Here is a 17,060-nt window from a genome sequence, read left to right on the forward strand (position 1 = left end):
CTCAGGACCCAGTGAGGTTTCATAAGTAGTGATGGACCTGTTTCGCAGCGCCCCGATTGCTCAACCTTTGGCCGCACGCCTGCGCGCGACCAATCTGGAGGAGTACGTCGGTCAGGAACACCTGCTCGCTCGCGGCAAGCCTTTGCGCGAAGCTCTGGAGCAGGGTGCCCTGCATTCGATGATTTTCTGGGGGCCGCCGGGGGTGGGTAAAACCACCTTGGCGCGACTGCTCGCGGAAGTCTCGGATGCGCACTTCGAAACGGTTTCGGCGGTGCTGGCCGGCGTAAAGGAAATCCGTCAGGCGGTGGAAGTCGCCAAACAGCAGGCCGGGCAGTACGGCAAACGCACCATCCTGTTCGTCGACGAAGTGCACCGCTTCAACAAGTCCCAGCAGGATGCATTCCTGCCGTACGTTGAAGACGGCACGCTGATTTTCATCGGCGCGACCACGGAAAACCCCTCGTTCGAACTCAATAACGCGCTCCTGTCCCGGGCGCGTGTCTATGTGCTCAAAAGCCTCGACGAAGCGGCCCTGCGCAAGCTGGTGCATCGCGCGCTGACCGAAGAGCGTGGGTTGGGCAAACGGCAACTGACCCTCAGCGATGAAGGTTTCCAGATGCTGTTGTCCGCCGCCGATGGCGATGGCCGGCGTTTGCTCAATCTGCTGGAAAACGCCTCGGACCTGGCCGAAGACAACAGCGAAATCGGTGTCGACCTGCTACAAAGTCTGCTCGGCGATACCCGTCGGCGCTTCGACAAGGGCGGCGAGGCCTTCTACGACCAGATATCCGCGCTGCATAAATCGGTGCGCGGTTCCAACCCCGATGCTGCGCTGTATTGGTTCGCGCGGATGATCGACGGTGGTTGCGACCCGTTGTATCTGGCCCGGCGCGTGGTGCGCATGGCCAGCGAAGACATCGGTAATGCCGACCCTCGCGCCCTGAGCCTGTGCCTGGCAGCGTGGGAAGTGCAGGAGCGCCTCGGCAGTCCCGAAGGTGAATTGGCGGTGGCTCAGGCCATTACGTATCTGGCCTGCGCGCCGAAAAGCAACGCGGTGTACATGGGTTTCAAAGCCGCGATGCGCAGCGCCACCGAATACGGTTCGCTCGAAGTGCCGCTGCACCTGCGTAATGCCCCGACCAAATTGATGAAGCAATTGGGCTATGGCGACGAATATCGTTACGCCCATGATGAACCGGATGCCTACGCCGCCGGCGAAGACTACTTCCCGGACGAGCTCGAGCCGCAACGGTTTTATCAGCCAGTGCCACGCGGCCTGGAGCTGAAGATCGGCGAAAAGCTCAGTCACCTCGCGCAGCTTGACCGTCTAAGCCCTCGGCAGCGGAGAAAATAGTGATTGCATTGATCGTTGCCGTTTCTGTCGGCGGTGTCGCCGGTACGCTATTGCGCTTCGCCACGGGTAACTGGATCAACGCGAATTGGCCGCGGCACTTCTATACCGCGACGCTGGCCGTTAATATCGTGGGCTGTTTGCTGATCGGCGTTCTATACGGTCTGTTTTTGATTCGCCCGGAGGTACCGTTTGCGGTGCGTGCCGGGTTGATGGTCGGCTTCCTCGGGGGGCTGACGACTTTTTCATCCTTTTCACTGGATACGGTGCGCCTGCTGGAAACCGGGCAGGTGCCGCTGGCCCTGAGCTATGCGGCCATCAGCGTATTCGGCGGGCTGCTCGCCACCTGGGCCGGCCTGTCCTTGACCAAACTTTGATAACGAGAAACCGACATGCTCGATTCCAAACTGTTACGTAGCAACCTTCAGGACGTAGCGGACCGCCTGGCATCCCGTGGCTACACGCTGGATGTTGCGCGCATCGAAGCGCTGGAAGAACAGCGCAAGACCGTCCAGACCCGCACCGAAGCACTGCAGGCTGAACGTAACGCGCGCTCCAAATCCATCGGTCAGGCCAAGCAGCGCGGCGAAGACATCGCGCCTTTGATGGCGGACGTCGAACGCATGGCGGGTGAGTTGAGCGCCGGTAAAACCGAGCTGGACGCGATCCAGACCGAGCTGGATTCGATCCTGCTGGGCATCCCGAACCTGCCGCACGAATCGGTGCCGGTTGGCGATGATGAAGAAGGCAACGTGGAAGTGCGCCGCTGGGGCACGCCTAAAGCCTTCGATTTCCCGGTTCAGGACCACGTAGCCCTGGGCGAGAAGTTCGGCTGGCTGGACTTCGAAACCGCCGCCAAGCTGTCCGGCGCCCGTTTCGCCCTGCTGCGTGGCCCGATCGCTCGTCTGCACCGTGCGCTGGCACAGTTCATGATCAACCTGCACATCAACGAACACGGTTACGAAGAGGCTTACACCCCGTACCTGGTGCAGGCGCCTGCGTTGCAGGGCACCGGTCAATTGCCGAAGTTCGAAGAAGACCTGTTCAAGATCAGCCGCGAAGGCGAAGCCGATCTGTACCTGATCCCGACCGCTGAAGTGTCGCTGACCAACATCGTCGCTGGCGAAATCGTCGACTCGAAACTGCTGCCGATCAAATTCGTGGCGCACACGCCGTGCTTCCGCAGCGAGGCCGGTGCATCGGGTCGCGACACTCGCGGCATGATTCGTCAGCACCAGTTCGACAAGGTCGAGATGGTCCAGATCGTTGAGCCATCGACCTCGATGGAAGCGCTGGAAGGCCTGACCGCCAATGCCGAGAAAGTCCTGCAACTGCTGGAACTGCCATATCGCACCCTGGCGCTGTGCACCGGCGACATGGGCTTCAGCGCGGTCAAGACCTACGACCTGGAAGTGTGGATTCCGAGCCAGGACAAATACCGTGAGATTTCGTCGTGCTCCAACTGCGGCGATTTCCAGGCCCGCCGCATGCAAGCGCGTTTCCGCAATCCGGAAACCGGGAAGCCTGAGCTGGTTCATACCCTGAACGGTTCCGGCCTGGCGGTCGGTCGTACCCTGGTGGCGGTGCTTGAGAACTACCAGCAGGCCGACGGTTCGATCCGTGTGCCTGAAGTGCTCAAGCCGTACATGGGTGGCCTTGAGGTCATCGGCTAAATGGACTATCTGCCGCTGTTTCATAACCTTCGCGGCAGTCGTGTATTGGTCGTCGGCGGCGGGGAAATTGCCTTGCGCAAATCCCGCCTGCTGGCCGAAGCCGGTGCGCTGCTGCGGGTGGTTGCACCTGAAATCGAACCGCAACTGCGCGAGCTAGTGGTCGGCAGCGGTGGCGAGTGCCTGGTGCGTGGCTACGTCGAGGCGGACCTGGACGGTTGCGGGTTGATCATCGCCGCGACCGACGATGAACCGCTGAACGCGCAAGTCTCCGCCGATGCTCATCGGCGTTGCGTGCCGGTCAACGTGGTGGACGCGCCGGCCCTGTGCAGTGTGATCTTCCCGGCGATCGTCGACCGTTCTCCGTTGATCGTCGCGGTGTCCAGCGGCGGCGATGCGCCAGTTCTGGCGCGGTTGATCCGCGCCAAACTGGAAACCTGGATTCCTTCCACCTACGGTCAACTGGCCGGCCTGGCAGCGCGTTTCCGCCATGAGGTCAAAGGCCTGTTTCCGGATGTGCAGCAACGCCGGGCGTTCTGGGAGGATGTATTTCAGGGCCCGATTGCTGACCGGCAACTGGCCGGGCAGGGCGCCGAGGCCGAGCGCTTGATGCTGGCGAAAATCGCTGGTGAAGCACCTGCCGCTACCGGTGAGGTTTATCTGGTGGGCGCCGGGCCGGGTGACCCCGACTTATTGACCTTCCGCGCCTTGCGTCTGATGCAGCAGGCCGATGTGGTGCTGTATGACCGTCTGGTGGCGCCGGCGATTCTGGATTTGTGCCGTCGCGATGCCGAGCGAGTCTACGTCGGCAAGCGCCGCGCCGATCACGCCGTGCCTCAGGAGCAGATCAACCAGCATCTGGTGGATCTGGCCAAGGCCGGCAAGCGCGTGGTGCGCTTGAAGGGCGGCGATCCGTTTATCTTCGGGCGCGGCGGTGAAGAGATCGAAGAATTGGCGGCCCATGGCATCCCGTTTCAGGTTGTTCCGGGCATTACTGCCGCCAGTGGTTGCGCGGCGTATGCCGGGATTCCGCTGACTCACCGCGATTACGCGCAGTCGGTGCGGTTTGTCACCGGACACCTCAAGGACGGTTCCACTGATTTGCCGTGGGCCGACCTGGTCGCACCGGCGCAAACCCTGGTGTTTTACATGGGGTTGGTGGGCTTGCCGATCATCTGCGAACAGTTGATCAAGCACGGGCGCGCGGCTGATACCCCGGCGGCGTTGATCCAACAGGGCACCACGGTCAATCAGCGGGTATTTACCGGCACCCTGGCCGACCTTCCACGGCTGGTGGCGGAGCATGAAGTGCATGCGCCGACGCTGGTGATCGTTGGGGAAGTGGTGCAACTGCGCGAGAAACTGGCGTGGTTTGAAGGGGCTCAGGCGCAGGTCTGAACACCGAGTCGCCTCCATTTGATCGTTCCCACGCTCCGCGTGGGAACGATCATCAGACCTCAGCTTTGCGCCAAACCCCTTTCCCCTTCAACCGCGCCCGATCATGAGCCGCAGTGAAATCCTGCGCCGGTCCTTTAGGCACGATCCCGGTCGGATTGATGGTCTTGTGGCTACCGTAGTAGTGATTCTTGATGTGCTCAAAACTCACCGTCTCGGCTATCCCCGGCCACTGATAAATCTCCCGTAGCCAGTTCGACAGATTCGGATAATCGGCAATCCGCCGCAGATTGCATTTGAAGTGCCCGAAATACACCGCATCGAAGCGAATCATCGTAGTGAATAGCCGTATATCCGCTTCCGTCAGGTATTCACCTGTCAGATAACGATTCGCGCCCAGCAATTGCTCCAGCCGATCCAGCTCACCAAACAACTCATCGAACGCTTCTTCATATGCCTGCTGCGACGTGGCAAACCCTGCGCGATAGACGCCGTTATTCACCGCTGGATAAATCCGTTCATTCAGCGCATCAATCTCGGCCCGCAAGGGCGCCGGGTAGAAATCCAGGTCATTGCCGGTCAGCTCATCAAAAGCGCTGTTGAACATGCGGATGATTTCCGCCGATTCATTGTTGACGATGCGATTCGTCTGTTTGTCCCAGAGCACCGGCACAGTGACGCGGCCGGTGTAGTTGGCGGTATCGGTGGTGTAGCGCTGGTGCAGAAAATTGAAGTGATCGAGCTTGTCGCCGGTCGAGCCCCGATTTTTATCAAAGGTCCAGCCGTTTTCCAGCATCAACCAACTGACCACCGACACATCGATCAGGCTTTCCAGACCTTTGAGTTTGCGCAGGATCAGCGTGCGATGGGCCCACGGGCAGGCGAGAGACACATAGAGATGATAGCGACCGGCCTCGGCGGCAAAACCACCGACGCCGGTCGGGCCTGGCTTGCCGTCGGCGGTCAGCCAGTTGCGACGCTGCGCCTGTTCACGCTGGAACGTGCCGTCCTTGCTTTCATACCACTGATCTTGCCAGCGGCCTTCGACTAACAAACCCATGTTCAAAACTCCTCAACCGATAAGCGTTGGAGAGGAGTCTATGCGCATAGGTTCGAACAAAAAGCGCAAAGGTTGGACAGTTATGATCGGTTAAATCGATCTATCCCGCGCATCCCAATATTGCTGAGCGGTTTCGAACGCTTGCTCGCGGGTTTGGCCGAGGCCGCGCAACGCCAGGGCCATGGTAGAGATCAGTGCCATTTGCGGATAGCTGTCGACCACGTCGCCACGCCACACTGCTTTTAAATGCTCTGGATCGAGGCTGGCCGGTTTGACGTGGCGCTGGGTCGATAGCTGCGGCCATTCTTCATCCCAGCTTTCGCCGCCGGTGGTGCCATACAGGTGACTGTCGGCATCCGGATTGATCTCGATTTCGCCGCCATCACCCTTGATCACAATGGCGGTGTCGCCCAGCAAACCGCTGGCATCGCGATGCACGGCCTGATAGCCGGGGTGGAAAATGCTTTGCAGGCCGCAACGAGCGCCCAGCGGGTTGAGAATCCGCGCCAGGGAATGGATCGGCGAGCGCAGGCCCAAGGTATTGCGCAGATCGATCATTCGTTGAAGTTGCGAGGCCCAGTCCACCAATGGCATGAACGCCAGACCACCCTGATCGAGCGCAGTGCCGACCTGCTGCCAGTTGCGACACAGTGGAATGCTCAGCGTTTCGAGCAGTTGTTCGCTGTACAGCCGGCCCGCCGTGTGCGCGCCGCCGCCATGCATGAAGATGCGCACGCCGTTCTGTGCCAGACACTTGGCCGCCAGCAGATACCACGGCAGGTGACGCTTCTTGCCGGCGTACGTCGGCCAGTCCAGATCGACCGCCAGCGCCGGTGGATTCAGGCGCTCACGCAAGGCTTCGGTGAACCCGGCCATTTCCTCGGCGCTTTCTTCCTTGTGCCGCAACAGCATCAGGAAGGCGCCGAGCTGGGTGTCCTCGACCTCTTCATCGAGCACCATACCCATGGCTTGGCGGGCCTCTTCCCGAGTCAAGTCGCGGGCGCCGCGTTTACCTTTGCCAAGGATCCGTACGAACTGGGCGAACGGGTGCTCGGCGGGCGTTTCGAGGGTCAGTGCTGGATAGTCGGTCATAAGCAATTCGTCGGTTTGGGCAGGCCCGCCAGTTTCGCGGCGAGTTTGGCAGGGGTGCCTTTGAACAGTCGGTTCAGGTGCAGGCTGTTGCCCTTGTCGGGGCCGAGTTTCAATGCGGTGTACTTGATCAGCGGGCGAGTCGCCGGGGACAGCTGGAATTCGTCGTAGAAACTGCGCAGCAGTTCGAGGATCTCCCAGTGTTCCGGGCTCAACTCAATGTCTTCGGCAGCGGCGAGGGCGGCGGCCACTTCGGCAGACCAGTCGCTCAGTTCGACCAGGAAACCGTCCTTGTCCAGTTCAATGGCGCGTGCGCCGACCGTCAGGGATTTCATAGCCAGCTGTTGACCTTGTCGTAGTGAATCGACAGCTCGACGAAGGCCGGATAATCAATCGCCTTGGCCCAATCCGGGACTTGCAGAGCCCGTGCTTGAGCATCTTCGGCCAGCACGAACAGTTTCAGGTTGCGGGCCTGCAGCGTGCTGAATGGTGCGGTGCCTGGCTGCAAGGCATAAGCCGCATCGCCACTCAGCAGCAGCGCATCGTCGGCGCCAATCACGCGCAGGCAACTGCTCAGGCGGTCGTCGCCAAAAGGGGAATGAGACAACACATGCAAAGTCGACATCAGAGGGTGATCACCTGGTCGTAACGGTCAATAAGGGCGGTGATTTCCTGGGCGGCCAGCACCTGGGCCTCTTCAAGCGACAGACCTTTGGGGTCCAGACCACGGGCCACGGCGCTTTCAGCACACACGAACAGGTCTTCGACACCAAACATCGGCAAGGCTTGCAGGTTGGCGCTCAGGTCTTTCTGTTGCAAGGCTTTGGCGTCCTGTTTCGCGGCGAGCTGGAACACGCCGTCATCGAGAAACAGCAGGCCAATCGGCAGATCGAAGGCACCGCCGGCCAGCACAATGTCCAGCGCTTCTCGCGCATTCGGCCCGGACCACGGCGCCTGACGGCTGATAATCAGCAAGGATTTAGCCATCTCACGCGCCTCCGAAACAGATCAAGCGGTCAGCGTCTTGCACCGCGTCATGTAACTGGCCGAGGCCGGACAATTCCCATGGCGCGCCTACCGCTGCCGCTGCACGCTGATAACGCTGGGCTTCTTCCTCGTTCAATACCCCACGGCGCAGGGCGGCGGCGATGCAGACCACGCCATCGAGTTGATGCTCAGTGACAAAGTTGCGCCATTGCTTGGGCAAATCCTGCTCGTCCTGAGGCGTGACCACGCTGCCGGACGCGTTGTAGACGCCATCCTGATAGAAAAACAGCCGGACAATCTCATGCCCGCCGGCCAACGCGGCCTGGGCGAACAACAAGGCACGGCGCGAGGAGGGCGCATGGGCGGCGGAAAACAGCGCAATGGCGAATTTCATGACGGACTCGATCAGCAAAACTGCGGCCATGATAAAGCTTTATCGGCGGGGCGGCGAAGGGCGTTTACCTGAAGAGCGAGTCGCCACCTTCGCGAGCAAGCCCGCTCCCACACTGGATCTGCGGCGGATCACGATTTTGTGATCGACAGACATCGAGTGTGGGAGCGGGCTTGCTCGCGAAGACGGAATCCCCGGCAACATAAATTCAGGATCTGATCACCTTATCAGCGTGGCATATAACCCAACTGCCAACGCCGTGGAATCTTCAACGACAGCAATCCCAGCATCCCCGCCAGCAGTCCGCTGACAAACAGTGCCTTGAGCCCCAGATGATGTTCCAGCACCGCGCCAATCACCGCGCCGGCAAACATTCCGGTCCAAGGAATCAATTGCACCCGCCAGCCATTGCGCCGCTCGCCCAGCATCCACCGCCCCAGCCCACGGCCGAACCGCGACAGCGCGCCGGTGACATAGGTCAGGCCAACCGGCAGGCCGTTCACCTCTTCCACGGCGGCATTGAGCATGCCCATGGCGACAATCGCCGCCAGCAACGCTGGCAATTGCGTCTCGTAAGGCCAGGCCGCGGCGCCGCAAAGCAGGGTGGCAATGCACAGCATCAATGGCAATGCCCGACGACCACCGAAACGGCTGACGACAATGCCCAAAGCGTTGCCAGCGACGAATGTGGCCACGAGGATTATCAGGCGCAAGGTCAACCCGAGGTCGCCATCGCTGATCGCCACGGCCAGACGAGTGGTGTTACCGCTCATGAAGGACACGAAGTCGCCGCTGGCCATGAAGCCAATGGCATCGGTCATGCCGGCGAGCACCGACAAACTGGCGACCAGCGACAGGCCGATGCGCCCGCGCCATTTATGGGTATGTAAATGCCCCGGAGTGACCCGGGTACTTGAGGGCGAAGGCAGCATCGACGAAGACTTCCTTGAGCTTGAGCAGCGATGACTATTTGGTTAACCCATATAACTCGCAATACTCCAGCCAGTCCATCCCGGCCATCTCCGCGACTTCCTTGTGCACCTCCAGGCGTTGAGCCTGGTAATCCTCTGGCGTGGCGGCGGTCAGTTGCAGCGTTAGCTCCCAGGCAAACAAACCCAGGCGCTCAGCCTCGGCTTCGAACGCTTCATGCAAGCGTTCGTCGCGGTACTGCGCCACTGTTTCGCCCTTGGCCTGGGCCAACAGTGGATTCAGGTTGTCCAGTTCGACGCGCAGTTCAGGGCGCTCATCGAGAAACTTTTTCAGCGCCTGCTCGTGTTGCTGTTCGGTTGCCGCCATGGTCACTCCTTGGAAGATTGCTTTTTGCTCGCCTTGGCGGCCGCGGCCAGACACTCCAAAGCAAACTGCTCGGGGTAGGTCATCTGAATCGGTGTGGTTTCGCCTTTGACGGTTCTTTCGCCCTCGAGAATGTAACGAATCCGCTTGTCGGTGACGCCAATTCGCTTGGCGATCCAGGACGGCGTCTGACCAATCTGGCTGATCAGCTTGTCGGCGTAGTCGGTGGATGGTTTGTAGAACTCGGCGTTGGGTGTCATGGCGCTTCCAGAAAAATGAGCCCGGAAAAATGGGCGATGCGGCGTAAATGGCGCGACAGGGTGCGCGAATCGTTGCGCGGTGTCGCGGTATAAATGAAGTAAAGCAGAACGATACGCCGCGCCGCGGTGATACAGTCCGCTTTTTCCTGATGAGCGAACGCAATGCGAATTCTGATGGTGGCGCTGGCCGCAACCTTGCTGGCGGGCTGCGCCGGATCGGCGATGAATGACGCCCGCAGCAAAACCCCGTACAAAACCCTGAGCTCGGACAAACCGGAAAAAATCGTCGCCCAGTGCGTGCAATTTGCCTGGCAGGATGAGGCGGTGTTCGGCGTCGATGCGGGCGCGTATTTGCAGCCTGGCAAGAAGGGCGGCTCCACGGTCTACACCCGTTCGGCCGAGTCCTTCGTGGACGTGACCGCCGATGCCTCGGGTACCGCGTTGAGCTATTACGCCCAGCACGACGATTTTGTCGCCAAGCGCCGATTGGCGGCATTGGCGACCTGTCTCTGAGCCAATTTGGAGGCGCAATCCCCAGACGGCCGGCGCCATTCCAATGTGGGAGCGGGCTTGCTCGCGAAGAGGGAGTGTCAGTCGCCATCAATGTTGACTGACACACCGCATTCGCGAGCAAGCCCGCTCCCACAGGGTTTTGCGTTTTAATCAGCCCAAACGCTTCTGAAAAAAGAAGCGCTTGTGGCCCGGCGGGTAGTCGGCGATGTGCCCCAACTCGCTGTAGCCGTGTTTCTTGTAGAACTCCGGCGCCTGGAAGTCGAAGGTGTCCAGCCAGATCCCGATACATTCCTTTTCCCGCGCCAGGTCTTCGGCCATCTGCATCAGCTTCGAGCCCATCCCTTGTCCCCGGGCCTGCTCCGGCACCGACAACAATTCGATGAAAAACCACTGGTAAAACACTCGGCCATAAAGCCCGCCGAGAATCTCGTCGCTGTCATTGCGTACCAGCAAAGCAATCTGCTCTGACACCGTGGTTCCAGCCTTTGAAGCGTTGTAGGCACGCAGCGGTGTGAGGATCGCCTCGCGTTCTTCCTGAGTGGCATTTTTCGACAGTTCGATTCGCAGAGTCATGAGCTACATCCTTATGGCAATGAACGCAGCCTATCCCGGTCGCGGCGATTGTTCTATCCCCCGGAATTTGAGAAATCCGTCGATCGTGGTTTCGAGGCTTTTCTTTTTTCGCCTAACATGGACGCTTTCTGACGAACATAAGGATGGATTGTCATGTCGAACACAGCCGAGCGGGTCAACATCATCGAGTCCCGGGTGCTGTCCCACGACTGGTATCTGCTGAAGAAAATCACCTTCGATTACTTGCGCAACAACGGCCACTGGCAGCGTCAGACTCGCGAGGTCTACGACCGGGGTAACGGCGCGGCGATTCTGTTGTTCAATCGCAAGAAGAAAACCGTCGTACTGACCCGCCAGTTTCGCTTGCCGGTGTTCGTCAACGGCCACGATGGTTTGCTGATTGAAGTGGCGGCGGGGCTGTTGGAAGGTGCTGCGCCTGAAGAGCGCATTCGTGCTGAGGCCGAAGAGGAAACCGGCTATCGCGTCCACCATGTGCAGAAGGTTTTCGAGGCCTACATGAGCCCTGGTTCGGTGACTGAGAAGCTGCATTTTTTTGTGGCCGAGTACGACGCCTCTTCGAAGGTTAGCGATGGCGGCGGGCTGGAAGAAGAAACTGAAGAACTGGAAGTGCTGGAGTGGAAGTTCGATGACGCACTGGCGGCGTTTTATCGCGGGGAAATCTGCGATGCCAAGACCATCATGCTGCTGCAGTATGCGGCGATGAAAAACATCTTCGAAGAGGTTTGAGCTGGCTCCGGGGTTTACGTCAATTTCACAATTCTTGTTGAAACTGTGCGTTCTGTGGCGAGCGAGCTTGCTCCGGGCGGCGCTCCGACGCCGGGCGTGAAACGCCCTTGTCGAAGATTTGCCAGCGCTACGCACTGGAGCGGGAGCAAGCTCCCTCGCCACAAGGGCTCATTAGCTCAAAACAAGTCATCCATCCTGGCGGCCCCGGACCATGCACAACCTTCCAGCGTCAGCAGCCGTTCCTTAGCCTCAAGCCCACCGGCAAACCCCGTCAGTTTCCCCGACGCACCAATCACCCGATGACACGGCGCGACAATCGAAATCGGATTCTTGCCATTAGCCGCCCCCACCGCACGAACCGCACTGGGATTGCCGATCTGCCGGGCAATCTCGCTGTAGCTGCGAGTCTCGCCAAACGGAATGGTCAGTAACGCCTGCCACACTTTCTGCTGAAAGTCCGTCCCGGCAAAATCCAGTTCCAGCTCGAAACGGTTACGCGTGCCGGCGAAGTATTCCTGCAACTGCTGTGCGGTGCGCACCAGGATCGGGTTGTCCGCCGCTTCAGTCATCGGCCCCAGCCTTACCCGGCCCGGTTTGTCGTTTTCCCAGAGGATGGCCGCCAGTCGTGCGCCTTTCGCCACCAGTTTCAATTCGCCGACCGGAGACGCCAGGGTGGTGAAGGTGTAGGACATGCCGGCGGACTCCGTAAAAGTGCTGAACAGGGGACTCAGCATACTGCCTCGTCGGGGAGGCGCAATACGCAATCCCAGCCATACTTGCCAACTGCTCTTGAACCGTTCCCTCTGTTTTTGACAGAGCCTAAAAACAAAAAGAGACCGACTCATGAAGTTCGAACCTTTTACCAAATCGCTCGTGGCAACCACATTGGCGCTGAGTTGCCTGACGGCCCACGCGGCCTCCGTCGCCCCGGTCGCGGCCGAAAACGGCATGGTCGTCACCGCTCAGCATCTGGCCAGCCATGTCGGCGTCGATGTGCTCAAGAATGGCGGCAACGCCGTCGATGCCGCCGTTGCGGTAGGTTATGCGCTGGCGGTGGTGTACCCCGCGGCGGGTAACCTGGGCGGCGGCGGTTTCATGACGATTCAATTGGCGGACGGGCGCAAGACCTTCCTCGATTTCCGTGAAAAAGCCCCGCTGGCCGCCACCCCCGACATGTACCTCGACAAAGAGGGCAACGTCATCCCGGAGCTGAGCACCCGCGGCCATCTTGCCGTTGGCGTGCCAGGCACCGTCTCGGGCATGGAACTGGCTCTGAAAAAATACGGTACCAAACCCCGCAAGGAAGTGATCGCCCCGGCGATCAAGCTTGCCGAAGACGGCTTTGTGCTGGAGCAGGGCGATGTCGATTTGCTGGAGTACGCCACCGACGTCTTCAAGAAAGACATGCGCGACTCGGGCTCGATCTTCCTGAGCAACGGCGAGCCGATGCAGGTCGGCCAGAAACTCGTACAAAAAGACTTGAGCAAAACCCTGCGGGAAATTTCCGAGAAGGGCGCCGACGGTTTTTATAAAGGCTGGGTGGCCGACGCCATCGTCACCTCCAGTCAGGCCAACAAGGGCATCATCACCCAGGCCGACCTCGACAAATACCAGACCCGCGAACTGGCGCCGATCGAGTGCGATTACCGTGGCTATCACGTGGTCTCGGCGCCACCGCCAAGCTCCGGTGGCGTGGTGATCTGCGAGATCATGAACATCCTCGACGGCTACCCGATGAAAGACTTGGGCTTCCGCTCGGCTCAGGCGATGCACTACCAGATCGAAGCGATGCGCCACGCGTACGTGGACCGCAACAGCTACCTCGGCGACCCGGACTTCGTGAAAAATCCGATCGCCCATTTGTTGGATAAAAACTACGCGACCAAGATCCGTGAAGTCATCGACCCGCAGAAGGCCGGCGTATCCCGCGAGATCAAACCCGGCGTAGCGCCTCATGAAGGCAGCAACACCACCCATTACTCGATCGTCGACAAATGGGGCAATGCGGTGTCGGTGACCTACACCCTCAACGACTGGTTCGGCGCCGGCGTCATGGCGAGCAAAACCGGGGTCATCCTCAACGATGAAATGGACGACTTCACCTCGAAAATCGGCGTGCCGAACATGTACGGTCTGGTGCAGGGCGAAGCCAACGCCATCGCCCCCGGCAAGGCACCGCTGTCGTCCATGAGCCCGACCATCGTCACCAAGGACGGCAAAGTTGTCATGGTCGTCGGCACTCCCGGTGGCAGCCGCATCATCACCGCCACCCTGCTGACCATCCTCAACGTGATCGACTACGGCATGAACATCCAGGAAGCGGTGGATGCGCCGCGTTTCCACCAGCAGTGGTTGCCGGAAGAAACCAACCTGGAGAACTTCGCCACCAGCCCGGACACCAAGAAAATGCTCGAAAGCTGGGGGCATAAATTTGCCGGCCCGCAGGACCCGAACCATATCGCAGCTATTCTGGTAGGTGCGCCTTCGCTGGAAGGCAAGCCAGTGGGCAAAAACCGCTTTTATGGAGCGAACGATCCACGGCGTAATACCGGGTTGTCACTCGGTTACTAAAACAGGTGATCACCGGCCACCTGAACTCCCCGGGTGGCCCTGATTCCCGATTCTCGAACGCAGCCTCAACAGCTGTTACAGGCCAGAAAGGGAGTTGAAATCCATCGTTTTACCGACCTCTCTAAGGAAGGAAGCCATGAGCACCGCACTCCTGATCATTGATGTCCAACGCGCGCTGTGCACCGGCGAGTATGAATGCTTCGACATCCAGCGCGTCATCGACACCATCAACGATCTCAGCACCAGAGCCCGAGCCGCCGACATCCCGGTCATCCTGATCCAGCACGAAGAAGAGGGCGACTTGCTGCAATACGGCGGCGAAGGCTGGCAACTGGCCGACGGTCTGAAAACTTCAACCCAAGACCTGCGGCTGCGTAAAACCACTCCGGATTCGTTCTACCAGACCCACTTGCATGAACAGCTGCAAGAACTGGACGCCGCCCGCCTGATCATCTGCGGCCTGCAAACCGACTACTGCGTCAACGCCACCGTTCGCCAGGCGCATCAATTGGGCTACGACGTCGTGCTGGTGGCCGACGCCCATTCCACTGTCGACAACGGCACGATGAGCGCCGAAGACATCATCGCTGAACACAACAAGGATCTGGCGCACCTGACCGGTTCCGTGGCGCGGATCGATGTGATGGCGGCCAGCGAAATCAAAGTCTGAAAACCCCGTCAGCGCCGTGGCGAGCGAGCCTGGTGCTGGACGCAATCGCTGCGCCTATGGCATGGTCAAAAAAACAATACGCCATGTAGCGAACGGGATCAGAACGATGGAGGAGGGTGATGAGGTCGGCGCCAAGGTGTCGATGGCAACATTGCAGGCATTCAATCTCTGCGTATTGCACCTGGGGCGTCTTGCCCGAGATCGCGGTGCATCCCGGTTCATCACCGACGGCCTGCAGGCATTCAGCCAATTGGTACCCTTCGCTTCGGCCTGGTGGGGTGAGATGTCTGCGTCAGGTGTCGATGTTTCGCCCAGAAACTGGATGCACGGGCGAATCAATCTGCCCGAGTCGTTTGCCGCCGAGTGGCACGCCTGTGCGCGCAACGACAAATTCTCCCATGACACCATGAGTCAACCCGGTGAGGTCTTGCGCGACAGCGGCTTCACCGACCCCAATGAAGAAGTGAACGTGTTCGCTCGGCGCCACGACCTTTACTACCTGATGTGCATCACCTTCGAGTTACCCGAAAGCGGTTTGATGTTCTTCGTCTGTCTCTATCGAGGCATTGAGGCCTCGGCTTTCAATGACAGCGAGGCCGATCTGTTTTCGGCCTTCTGCGACCACTTGTTGCAGCTGTGGCGATTCCAGGTGCAGGACATGATCCGTTTTGACACGGGCAACGGGGCGTCTGACTTTGGCGTCGCGCGCATGGACGGCAGCTTGCTGTACGTGGGGGCAACGCTGTGTGCAGCCATTGAACGTGAGTTACCCGGCTGGAACGGTTCAACGCTTCCCGCGCCGGTGATCGCGCAACTGCAAAAGGCACCCTGCGTCATGCGCCTGGGCCGCTGCGCCCTGACACTGAACCCCAACGCCGAGCACGTCATCCTGTCGCTCGAAGCGCAGTCGCGCGGGGCAGTGCTTGCGCCACGTGAGCGAACGGCAGCGATGCTGTTTGCCGCCGGTCATTCCTACAAGGAGATTGCAAAAATCCTGGAGTTGAGTCCTGCGACAGTGCGCACCTATCTGCGCAACTGTTACCTGCAACTGGGCGTGAAGAGCAAGGTGGAGTTGGGTTCTGTGCTGCGCTCAGCGACCTCGGCCTCGGATACGACACGTCCCTTGTAGGAGCGAGGCTTGCCCGCGAAGGCATCTTTATGGCGAAGGCTTATTCAGCCGCCCATCAAGGGCAAAAGGCTCTTGCAACACCAACTCGTACAACCCATTAGCCAATTGCGGGTTCATCAACAAATTCCAGCTATGCGGCGAGACACTAGAAGGGACCAGCACAAAGGGGTACACACTTAACAGGTCCGCACCGAACTGTTGCTGGCTGCGACTTGGGGTACCCGGTACCAGCCAATTAGAGTTTGCAATGCTGTCGGGCTGCACCACATAAATCCTGGACGGGTTCAGCACTCGGGCCTGCGTAAGACGATGGGGCTTGCAATCCAGCGCGTCGAAATTTTTATGCACCGCAACTTCAAGGATGGCCGTAGAGGCATCCAGGGCTGCATAAACCGTGGCCATACCTTTAGGGTTCCAGCGCCCACCGACTTTTTCAGCCCCTACACCCGAATTCCAGGTGGGGGCATGCTCAGCAGGATCAAGGCGCCAGAAGTGAATCTCACTGCTCAAAGGGTCTTTAGCCATCAATAGACCCCGTACTCAATGCGCGTCAGAAAGTCAGTCACCAACTCATACCCGACCGAATTTGAAATCAGGTCGATGGGAGTTTCACCATCCAGACCCCGCGCAGGTTTGACCATCCACTGCTCGGCAAGCTCACGCGAACCCAGCACCTCCGTTGCCTTTTCCAAGACCTCTGCATAGTTGAGCGCTCGCGTGCTTTGCTCCGCGGTCAACGCTTCATTGGGCGTTTTCAACCGCCGCGCTAGCGTGCGATCAGATGCACCAACGATTTTCGACAGCACGCCGCGTTGCTTATACACCTCGCTGTTTTCGATCATATCGAGCACCGACTGCAGCGGGAAACCGTTTTTAACGGCCCTGTAAATCTCCATACGATCATCGCTATTTTTTCCAGAAAGCAAGACCGCAACCATTGGGGGCACGCGACTCGACCCCGGCATTGTCGCCTTCACCGCACGCTCGCCATTACTCAAGACGGTTACGGCAACATTGGATTCGCGTGGTTTGACCTTTCTTTTTGGGCTGGCATCTTTGACAGCCTCGTCGACTACAACATCTTTTTTCTTGGCGCTCATGGCAGCCTCCGCCGTTCTGTCATCTGGCATAAACTATAGTGCCAAATGGCAGAAAAGACCTAATCCAGCTACAACGCATCCCCTGTAGGAGCGAGGCTTGCCCGCGAAGAACGATAACGCGGTGTGCCAGACCTGACGCCTTCGCGGGCAAGCCTGTTGTGGTCCAGTTTTTTTGGACCGCTCTGTAGGAGTATTAGGCCGCCCGCTCTTCAAAAAGGGCTGGCGGCAGGTTATTCGAGGCTGTGTGGCAACGGCGATGGT

At 59.4% G+C, this 17,060-nt stretch carries 23 protein-coding genes; 10 read left to right on the forward strand and 13 right to left on the reverse strand.

Going from position 1 to position 17,060, the window contains the following annotated elements:
- Nucleotides 1–31: 31 nt before the first annotated feature.
- From MEB48_RS27950 to cysG, 4 genes are read left to right on the forward strand one after another with little or no spacing between them, the layout of a single operon-like run.
- Entirely contained in the window at nucleotides 32–1,354 is a 1,323-nt protein-coding gene (locus MEB48_RS27950) for a replication-associated recombination protein A (protein WP_237886955.1), read from the forward strand.
- Entirely contained in the window at nucleotides 1,354–1,728 is a 375-nt protein-coding gene (gene crcB, locus MEB48_RS27955; protein WP_237886956.1) for a fluoride efflux transporter CrcB, read from the forward strand. The genes MEB48_RS27950 and crcB overlap by 1 nt, the downstream gene beginning before the upstream one ends.
- Before the next feature lie 15 nt (nucleotides 1,729–1,743).
- Entirely contained in the window at nucleotides 1,744–3,024 is a 1,281-nt protein-coding gene (gene serS, locus MEB48_RS27960) for a serine--tRNA ligase (RefSeq protein ID WP_237886957.1), read from the forward strand.
- Nucleotides 3,025–4,419 carry a siroheme synthase CysG gene (gene cysG, locus MEB48_RS27965; RefSeq protein WP_237886958.1) on the forward strand — a complete coding sequence of 465 codons (1,395 nt, stop codon included), beginning with the start codon at nucleotides 3,025–3,027 and terminating at the stop codon, nucleotides 4,417–4,419.
- Between the two features lie 52 nt (nucleotides 4,420–4,471).
- Here the strand turns inward: cysG and MEB48_RS27970 are convergent, their stop codons facing one another.
- From MEB48_RS27970 to tusD, 6 genes are all read right to left on the reverse strand, one after another.
- Nucleotides 4,472–5,476 carry a glutathione S-transferase family protein gene (locus tag MEB48_RS27970; RefSeq protein ID WP_237886959.1) on the reverse strand — a complete coding sequence of 335 codons (1,005 nt, stop codon included), beginning with the start codon at nucleotides 5,474–5,476 and terminating at the stop codon, nucleotides 4,472–4,474.
- Nucleotides 5,477–5,566: 90 nt separating this feature from the next.
- Nucleotides 5,567–6,568, reverse strand: coding sequence for a glycosyl transferase family protein (locus MEB48_RS27975; RefSeq protein WP_237886960.1), 1,002 nt, complete (start codon nucleotides 6,566–6,568; stop codon nucleotides 5,567–5,569).
- Entirely contained in the window at nucleotides 6,565–6,900 is a 336-nt protein-coding gene (locus tag MEB48_RS27980) for a TusE/DsrC/DsvC family sulfur relay protein (protein WP_048396941.1), read from the reverse strand. The genes MEB48_RS27975 and MEB48_RS27980 overlap by 4 nt, the downstream gene beginning before the upstream one ends.
- A complete protein-coding gene (tusB, locus tag MEB48_RS27985) occupies nucleotides 6,897–7,190 on the reverse strand; it encodes a sulfurtransferase complex subunit TusB (protein WP_237886961.1) in 294 nt (97 codons plus the stop codon). Before tusB ends, MEB48_RS27980 begins: the two co-directional genes overlap by 4 nt.
- Entirely contained in the window at nucleotides 7,190–7,552 is a 363-nt protein-coding gene (gene tusC, locus MEB48_RS27990; RefSeq protein WP_237886962.1) for a sulfurtransferase complex subunit TusC, read from the reverse strand. Before tusC ends, tusB begins: the two co-directional genes overlap by 1 nt.
- 1 nt (nucleotide 7,553) lies before the next feature.
- The gene (gene tusD / locus MEB48_RS27995) at nucleotides 7,554–7,946 is read right to left on the reverse strand and encodes a sulfurtransferase complex subunit TusD (RefSeq protein WP_237886963.1); all 393 of its coding nucleotides are present in this window, start codon (nucleotides 7,944–7,946) and stop codon (nucleotides 7,554–7,556) included.
- Between tusD and MEB48_RS28000 the strand changes: the two genes are divergently transcribed.
- A complete protein-coding gene (locus tag MEB48_RS28000) occupies nucleotides 7,945–8,088 on the forward strand; it encodes a hypothetical protein (RefSeq protein WP_237886964.1) in 144 nt (47 codons plus the stop codon). The genes tusD and MEB48_RS28000 overlap by 2 nt on opposite strands.
- An 82-nt stretch (nucleotides 8,089–8,170) precedes the next feature.
- On the opposite strand, the gene MEB48_RS28005 is transcribed toward MEB48_RS28000, so the two are convergent.
- The 3 genes from MEB48_RS28005 to MEB48_RS28015 are packed head-to-tail and all read right to left on the reverse strand — an operon-like array spanning nucleotide 8,171 to nucleotide 9,496.
- On the reverse strand, nucleotides 8,171–8,875 hold the full coding sequence (locus MEB48_RS28005; RefSeq protein ID WP_237886965.1) for a YoaK family protein: 705 nt from the start codon (nucleotides 8,873–8,875) through the stop codon (nucleotides 8,171–8,173).
- A 34-nt stretch (nucleotides 8,876–8,909) separates the two neighbouring features.
- A complete protein-coding gene (locus tag MEB48_RS28010) occupies nucleotides 8,910–9,239 on the reverse strand; it encodes a DUF6388 family protein (RefSeq protein WP_237886966.1) in 330 nt (109 codons plus the stop codon).
- 2 nt (nucleotides 9,240–9,241) lie between these two features.
- Nucleotides 9,242–9,496, reverse strand: a complete 255-nt coding sequence (locus MEB48_RS28015) for a hypothetical protein (RefSeq protein ID WP_237886967.1) — start codon at nucleotides 9,494–9,496, stop codon at nucleotides 9,242–9,244.
- Nucleotides 9,497–9,658: 162 nt separating this feature from the next.
- Here MEB48_RS28015 and MEB48_RS28020 point away from each other — a divergent pair, with 162 nt between their 5' ends.
- The gene (locus MEB48_RS28020; RefSeq protein ID WP_237886968.1) at nucleotides 9,659–10,009 is read left to right on the forward strand and encodes a hypothetical protein; all 351 of its coding nucleotides are present in this window, start codon (nucleotides 9,659–9,661) and stop codon (nucleotides 10,007–10,009) included.
- A gap of 150 nt (nucleotides 10,010–10,159) precedes the next feature.
- Here the strand turns inward: MEB48_RS28020 and MEB48_RS28030 are convergent, their stop codons facing one another.
- Entirely contained in the window at nucleotides 10,160–10,582 is a 423-nt protein-coding gene (locus tag MEB48_RS28030) for a GNAT family N-acetyltransferase (protein WP_237886969.1), read from the reverse strand.
- 153 nt (nucleotides 10,583–10,735) lie between these two features.
- On the opposite strand from MEB48_RS28030, the gene MEB48_RS28035 reads away from it, so the two are divergent.
- Nucleotides 10,736–11,329: an NUDIX domain-containing protein gene (locus MEB48_RS28035; RefSeq protein WP_237886970.1), complete on the forward strand. Its 594-nt coding sequence runs from the start codon at nucleotides 10,736–10,738 to the stop codon at nucleotides 11,327–11,329.
- 176 nt (nucleotides 11,330–11,505) lie between these two features.
- On the opposite strand, the gene MEB48_RS28040 is transcribed toward MEB48_RS28035, so the two are convergent.
- Complete coding sequence (locus tag MEB48_RS28040; RefSeq protein ID WP_237886975.1) at nucleotides 11,506–12,021, reverse strand: methylated-DNA--[protein]-cysteine S-methyltransferase; 516 nt, start codon at nucleotides 12,019–12,021, stop codon at nucleotides 11,506–11,508.
- 151 nt (nucleotides 12,022–12,172) lie between these two features.
- Here MEB48_RS28040 and ggt point away from each other — a divergent pair, with 151 nt between their 5' ends.
- The 3 genes from ggt (at nucleotide 12,173) to MEB48_RS28055 (ending at nucleotide 15,699) form a co-directional block, all read left to right on the forward strand.
- Nucleotides 12,173–13,900: a gamma-glutamyltransferase gene (gene ggt, locus MEB48_RS28045; RefSeq protein WP_217857134.1), complete on the forward strand. Its 1,728-nt coding sequence runs from the start codon at nucleotides 12,173–12,175 to the stop codon at nucleotides 13,898–13,900.
- Nucleotides 13,901–14,036: 136 nt separating this feature from the next.
- Entirely contained in the window at nucleotides 14,037–14,570 is a 534-nt protein-coding gene (locus MEB48_RS28050; RefSeq protein ID WP_237886971.1) for a cysteine hydrolase family protein, read from the forward strand.
- A gap of 106 nt (nucleotides 14,571–14,676) precedes the next feature.
- A complete protein-coding gene (locus tag MEB48_RS28055; protein WP_237886972.1) occupies nucleotides 14,677–15,699 on the forward strand; it encodes a helix-turn-helix transcriptional regulator in 1,023 nt (340 codons plus the stop codon).
- A gap of 27 nt (nucleotides 15,700–15,726) precedes the next feature.
- Here the strand turns inward: MEB48_RS28055 and MEB48_RS28060 are convergent, their stop codons facing one another.
- Both MEB48_RS28060 and parS read right to left on the reverse strand, forming a co-directional pair.
- Nucleotides 15,727–16,224: an RES family NAD+ phosphorylase gene (locus MEB48_RS28060; protein ID WP_237886973.1), complete on the reverse strand. Its 498-nt coding sequence runs from the start codon at nucleotides 16,222–16,224 to the stop codon at nucleotides 15,727–15,729.
- Nucleotides 16,224–16,799 (reverse strand): type II RES/Xre toxin-antitoxin system antitoxin, encoded by a 576-nt coding sequence (gene parS, locus MEB48_RS28065; protein ID WP_237886974.1) that lies wholly within the window; start codon nucleotides 16,797–16,799, stop codon nucleotides 16,224–16,226. Before parS ends, MEB48_RS28060 begins: the two co-directional genes overlap by 1 nt.
- Nucleotides 16,800–17,060 lie beyond the last annotated feature (261 nt).

The sequence above is a fragment of the Pseudomonas sp. PGPR40 genome (assembly GCF_022014505.1).
Classification (GTDB): Bacteria; Pseudomonadota; Gammaproteobacteria; order Pseudomonadales; family Pseudomonadaceae; genus Aquipseudomonas.